General features: G+C 66.8%; 1 protein-coding gene. It reads right to left on the bottom strand.

The genetic code is table 11. The features are described from left to right. Positions 1-787: VCBS repeat-containing protein (locus tag KBX34_RS33230; protein ID WP_210929014.1), on the bottom strand; the 787-nt coding region annotated here is incomplete at both ends.

The following is a 787-nucleotide window of genomic DNA, read 5'->3' as shown; positions in this document are numbered from 1 at the left end:
GGCCGAAGAAGTCGTGCCATTTGGTGGCGCCGAGGAAGGTGGTGCCGGTGGAGAGGCCGACGTGGACGTCGTTGAAGCTGCCCTTGGTGAAGGCGACGATGTCGTCCTTGCCGTCGCCGTTGTAGTCACCCAGGTAGGGGAACTCGCCGGGCAGGCAGAAGAGGTCGTTCCACTTGACTGTGGTGCCGACGAACGAGGTGCCGTTGGAGACGGCGGCGTAGACGTCGGCGTCGGCGTTGCAGGTGAAGGTGACGATGTCGTCGCGGCCGTCGCCGTTGATGTCGCCGACGCGGGGTTGTTCGGTGCCGACGGCGAACAGGTCGTGCCACTTCTGGGGCGCGCCGAATCCGCTTCCTGTGGACAGGGAGACGATCACGTCCGACGCCGTGAGCGGCCCCTGGGTGAAGGTGATGATGTCGTCGCGGCCGTCACCGTTGACATCGCCGAGGGCAGGAAACTCGCCGGGGATGGAGAAGTAGTCGTGCCATTTGAGGCCGGGGCCGAAGCCTGTGCCGGTGGAGAGCGCCACGTAGACGTCGGCGTTCGTGTCGTGGGTGAACGCGATGATGTCGTCGCGTCCGTCGCCGTCGACATCGCCGACCGCACCGACCTCCGCGCCCGGCGCGAACCAGTCATGCCACTTCAGGCCGCCGCCGAAGCTGGTGCCGGTGGAGAGGGCCACGTACACGTCGGCGAGCGAGCCGTGGGTGAAGGCCACGATGTCGTCGCGCCCGTCGCCGTTGAAGTCCCCGGACAGCAGGGTTTCCCCGTTGAGGCCGAAGAAGTC

This window comes from Micromonospora sp. M61, from assembly GCF_018070245.1.
GTDB classification, from domain to species: domain Bacteria; phylum Actinomycetota; class Actinomycetes; order Mycobacteriales; family Micromonosporaceae; genus Micromonospora; species Micromonospora zamorensis.
Note: the sequence above shows the minus strand (reverse complement) of the source record. Positions and strands in the feature narration are given on the sequence as shown.